Source organism: Psychrobacter sp. (genome assembly GCF_018260395.1).
GTDB lineage: Bacteria > Pseudomonadota > Gammaproteobacteria > Pseudomonadales > Moraxellaceae > Psychrobacter.
This window is the reverse complement of the sequence record NZ_JAGLBC010000159.1, coordinates 1-5287: the sequence shown is the minus strand read 5'-3', so window position 1 is coordinate 5287 and position 5287 is coordinate 1. Positions and strand designations below refer to the sequence as shown.

The 5287-nt window shown below is 40.4% G+C and carries 1 protein-coding gene and 1 pseudogene; both read left to right on the top strand.

The features are described from left to right. Positions 1 to 166 precede the first annotated feature (166 nt). The gene (locus tag QZ265_RS09740) at positions 167 to 2506 is read left to right on the top strand and encodes an LPD1 domain-containing protein (RefSeq protein WP_296405709.1); all 2340 of its coding nucleotides are present in this window, start codon (positions 167 to 169) and stop codon (positions 2504 to 2506) included. A gap of 178 nt (positions 2507 to 2684) precedes the next feature. After that, positions 2685 to 5287, top strand: a pseudogene (locus tag QZ265_RS09735) (N-6 DNA methylase); the annotation flags it as partial.

The following is a 5287-nucleotide window of genomic DNA, read 5'->3' as shown; positions in this document are numbered from 1 at the left end:
GTTATAGCAGAACACGTAGGCGCTAAAGCTTGTAGTTAGTCGCAAATTTAATCTATATAGAGGCTGCAATACCAGGTATTGTGGCTTTTTTTATGGGAACAATGATTATCAATGGCCTGGTATGGTGCGATAATCAATACAAACGTTTTATCTAAAGGCTATAAACATGAATGAGACAATACAGCTTATCAACAATCTTGATAGTTTAAGACTATCGCTAACAAATTTTAGTGACAGGGCGAACCAGGTTCAACGACAGGCCGTTATAGACAGCCTAAAAGCTTTAGGCGTTGATTATAAGGATGATAGCAATGATGCGTATAGCGATAATCGCAATGATGAAAACTATCGTTACGCTGATACTGGCTACATCGCTGGCAGTAAAAAAGAGCTTGCCAGCAATCGCATTAAGCAATTGGCAAAAGATGGGGTTGCTGTTAAGGTTAAAGATATTGATTGGGATGAAATTGAAGCTGATTCTTTGATGGCTGAGTCACTGATTAATAAATCAAATATTATGGGTGACTTTGATTACAGCGAACTCAAAAACAATGGCGTACAGCCTGATACCGCTTTTTTAATTCAAAAGGTTTTGGCGTCGGTTGCTAAAGAGCCTTTCTGGGATTTAGTGGCATTTGCTAAGACAGCGAAAAGCGGTTATAGCATACGCAATAATCATAATATGTTTTTAAACTTTGTACGAATGATGGATGAATTAGGGCCGGCTAAGCAAAAACAAATGATGCGTAAAGCATACGTGGCCGGTATCGATACTTTAAAAGGTCGTATTGGTAAGTGTGTTACACCGCGTGATTTATACCATGAGCTTAAAGAGATTGGTTCGGAGTTACGAGGATCAATGATTGGCACTCAAACACAAAAGATATATCAAGAGGTAAACGATGAACAGAGTGATCTATTTAAAGAGATAGAGGCTGAAAGTGAGGCGCTTTATCAAGAAGCATTGCCGGACTTAGAGAAGATTGCCGAAGCTGAGGGTCGCCCACTAAAACCATTTGTTTTAAAATCCTACTTTCCTGATTGGCTTAGAGAGCATTATCCTGATCGTAATTTTGAAGTTAAATCGTTTACTGGTGCAGGCATGGTCGATGCAGATAAAATGCAGCATTGGTATAAACTTAATGCGCAATTGCGAGATATCGCTGTCATAGGTGGATTTGAAGCATTGACTACTGATGAAACAGTGCAGCAATGGGTAGCATTAGGCGAACGATTTTGGGCCATTATTGAAATGAAGTCAGATAGTTTTGTTAAGCATATTAACGCTGCTAATTCAGGTAAATATAGTGACTGGTCGCTTACTATTAAAGATGATAAAGCACCAAAAGACGATAAGCCAAAACCAAAACCAAAACCTACATTTGAATTGCTTGTTACAGATAACTATGAGCGTAAGGGGGGCCGTGACGTCGCTGTTAATTCAACCATTGAGCTTAAAGATATGTTTGGCTTTAGGGATATTCAATCCGGTAATTGGGTGCTAGACGATAAATCTAGCGCTGAATTTCACGTTAAGAATACAGCGGCGGCCATGATGGATATGTCCGATATTGTGGGTATTGATCCCAAGTCATTGGCATTTGGTGGCCGCCTGGCGCTTGCAATTGGTGCGCGTGGTCGTAAGGGTGCTTTAGCTCATTATGAGCCAGTGCAGCGAGTGATCAACTTAACTAAGATGAAAGGTGGCGGCACTTTAGGTCACGAATGGTTCCATGCTATTGATAATATTTTAGGTGAGGTATTGGGTAATGAAAGAGCGATTGGGGCCGGCGTGTTTTTATCAGAGACACCAGAGCTTGCAGGAAATAAAGAGCTTGTAGGTGCTTTTCAGCTACTAAACGATGCTATGAGTTTAGGTACAGTGCGCGCGCCTGAAACGTTTAAAATTACACAAAAGGATATTGATCTTGCAAGGTTAAATATTAAACCTGATAGCTATGGTACGGTTCAAAAAGTTATTTTAAATAACGACGTAGAAACGGCCGTTCTTGAGATTGATAAAATCTATGGCCGTGGTGCTAATAAGCGTAGTAAAAATCATAATGCCTGGCGTAAAGTTGCCGTTGCTTACCACAATCAAGATAAAGTCGATCAAGAGGTAACATTAAACGTTGGTGAGCTTGTATCTCAGTATAAGCGAGAGGCATTAAAGCTTGATGCTGGCAGGGCTAAAAACTATTGGTCAAGTACAAAAGAAATGGCCGCAAGAGCTTTTCAAGGATACCTTGAGGATAGGCTAGAAGAACAGGGCCGCCGCAATGATTATTTAAGTTTTGGGGCTAGTAATTCGCTATATGATAATGGCTATAAAGCATACCCAGAAGGTGAGGAACGCGCTTTAATCAACGCTGCATTTGACAATCTATTTAAGGTTATTAAACAACAGAAGATATTTGAAAATGCGTCGAATGACCAGGCTATGATGGATTCCATTTTTGGGCCTGAAGCTATGCAGTCACTTGATCATTTAATCGTATGGTATTAGAAAAAAACCCTCGTAATGAGGGTTTATTAAGCCACCTATGCGGCGGTAAGAGTATTACTAAGCAAGCTGTGAGGTTGTCAACACTATTTTTAAATTATTTTTAAAAAGGAACACAAAGAAAAGGGGTTGATTAATATTGCGATAATAAAGCAATGTTTCAATCAACCAGGATACTGCTATGCTTTATAACGAGCTTATAGATAAACTTATCACTTTAAAATCAACTATCATCGATCACCAGCAATCAGATCGCAATAATGTGAGTATCACACAAGGCAATCTTGTTGAAGCGTTGAAAGCGCTTGACGTACCTAATCTTGACGCGATTATCAATCCCACTGGCAAGCCTGGGTTAGGTGGGCCGGTTGATCGCTTACAGATTGACGTACCAAAGTCACAATCTAGTCGGCAAAAAGCGAATGACGCGGCTGTCGCATTGCTAGATAAGATTGAGCAAAACAATTTAACGAGGAATGACTTGTCGCCACAAGATATAGTCATACTTGCTAAATATACTGGCAACGGCGGCGGCGTTAAAGACAGAAACGGCAATAAAGGCAGTCAATACGAATATTACACGCCGATTGAGATCGCTTCTGGCATGTGGGATTTAGCGGCTGAACTTGGCTTTAAGGGTGGTAAGGTACTCGATCCGAGCGCTGGAACAGGAATTTTTGCAAGTACCAGTCCTGAATCTGCTGTTATTGACAGCGTAGAACTCGATAGCACTTCTGGCGGCATTGCCAGGGTATTAAACGATGGCAAGCGAAGCCATACAGTCGTCAATCCGTTTGAAGTGGAAGCGCAGCGCATACCTGACAATAGCTTAGATATGGTCATAACAAATGTGCCATTTGGCAGTAATAGTGATCGCGGCGCGAACAAGTTTGAAGACAAGGCGTATCAAAATGATTCGCTTGAAACCTACTTTATTTTACGTTCCCTTGAAAAATTAAAACCTGGCGGCCTAGCTATGTTTATCACGCCGGCCAATGTTGTATCTGGTAAAAAAGAGGATAAAAACAGACTTAGATTTAACACGAGTTTAAAAGCTGAATTTTTGGGCGCCTATCGCTTACCAAACGCTGTTTTCAGTCAGACTGGCGCAGACGTTGTAACGGATGTTGTGGTTTATCGTAAATTTAGTGATGACGCCATTGATACAATCGATGCACTTTACCAGGCTGGCGATATTGATACGTTGACGCGCGCTGGCGTGTTATTCGATGATTATTTAAGTGGTAAATACTTTGAGAAGTCCGGCAAGAAATTTATCCTTGGTAATGTAGAGATTGGCACCAATAAATATGGCGGCGAAGTTGAACGCGTTGTCAGTAGTGATCTAACCCCTCAAATCGCTAAAAAACTTAAATCATTTAATAATAAAAGCCGTATTAATTGGGAGTTATTAAATAGCGCAGAGCCTAGTGTAATTGAGTATAAAAACGGCGACACCATTTTTCAAAACGGCAAACAATTGGAATTTAAAGATGGTTCATGGCATACACTTGAGCAGAATGTGACAGACACAGATAGACGTATTCAAGAGCTTCTCTTATCTATGAGTGATGCTTACCAAATCATACATGATAATGTGACGTGGGATGATGTGCTTGATGTAACCGATTATATGAGCAAAACCAGTCAACGTGATTTACTACCATCGTCGGTTGAAAGAATGATAGCTGATACAATGGAATCGCGGCCTGATCAGATATCGTGGCGTTGTATTGCATTAGGTAAGGCTATTGATGATGCAATTCTTGAGTATGGTTATGATGGGTATGATTATGTGACAAACGAGCCTGTTTTAACTAGAGCTATGAAGATGGCTTATTTAGACGGTAAAAACGGCAAACTTACTGGTGAAGCATCGCGCGCTTTTAAAGTCATATCGCTACACTATAATAAAGGCCAATATAGCGCCGCCTGGCGCGGTGAAATGACCACTGATGTTGCTACCAACGACAATATCGATAACTACAAAAGTAAGCTTGCGCGTATTCAGTATGAAAATAAGAGCTTATATATTACGGTTGAGCAGTTAAAAGAGATTCATCCTGATGTTGACCCATTAATCGATGACAATTGGTTTATTAGTAGTGACGGACAGCAGGTTATTCACTCAAATGATTTCTTGGTTGGTAATCTAGCCAGCCGTCTAAAAGATATCGATGCTCAGATTGAGCTTGCAACAGATGATGCTATTAAAAACAAACTAATTAGACAAAAAGGATTGGCCAGACAACAAGTTACACTGACTGATTATAAAAAAATGCAGTTTGATTTACGATCACCCCTTATCAGTGCCGAAAACAAAGTGCAGTTTTTAAACAGTAAACCACTTATTGGCAAGGCGGCATTGGTTGTCTATAACGAGCATGGCAAAGGCATTGCCGATATACAGGTTAATATAGGTACTTATGCGAAAGATGAAGATAAGCTTAAAAACCGTATTGGCGATTGGATAGCCAAAGGCACTGTTACGCTTGGTGGTGTCAAGCTTGCAAAAATGAGCGAGCGTGAAGCTTTAGACTGGTTAGCCAAAACGATCAACGAACTAAATATTGAGTTTAACGCATGGGTTAAAGCCAATAGCTCATTGATGGACGCGCTCGACAAAAAAGGTAATGCAGATGAAAACCTATATTTTAATCAAAATGCAGATGATAGCCCTATTGATATTGCAGGACTAAATCCTAAGCTGCAGCTACACAGCTATCAAAATGAGTTTGTCAGAAAACAAGGCCGTCATTTTGGCGGTATCAATGGTTTTGGCGT

Excerpts from the sequence above, each read along its gene's own strand:
- QZ265_RS09740 (WP_296405709.1), top strand. The coding sequence starts at position 167 with ATGAATGAGACAATACAGCTTATCAACAATCTTGATAGTTTAAGACTA.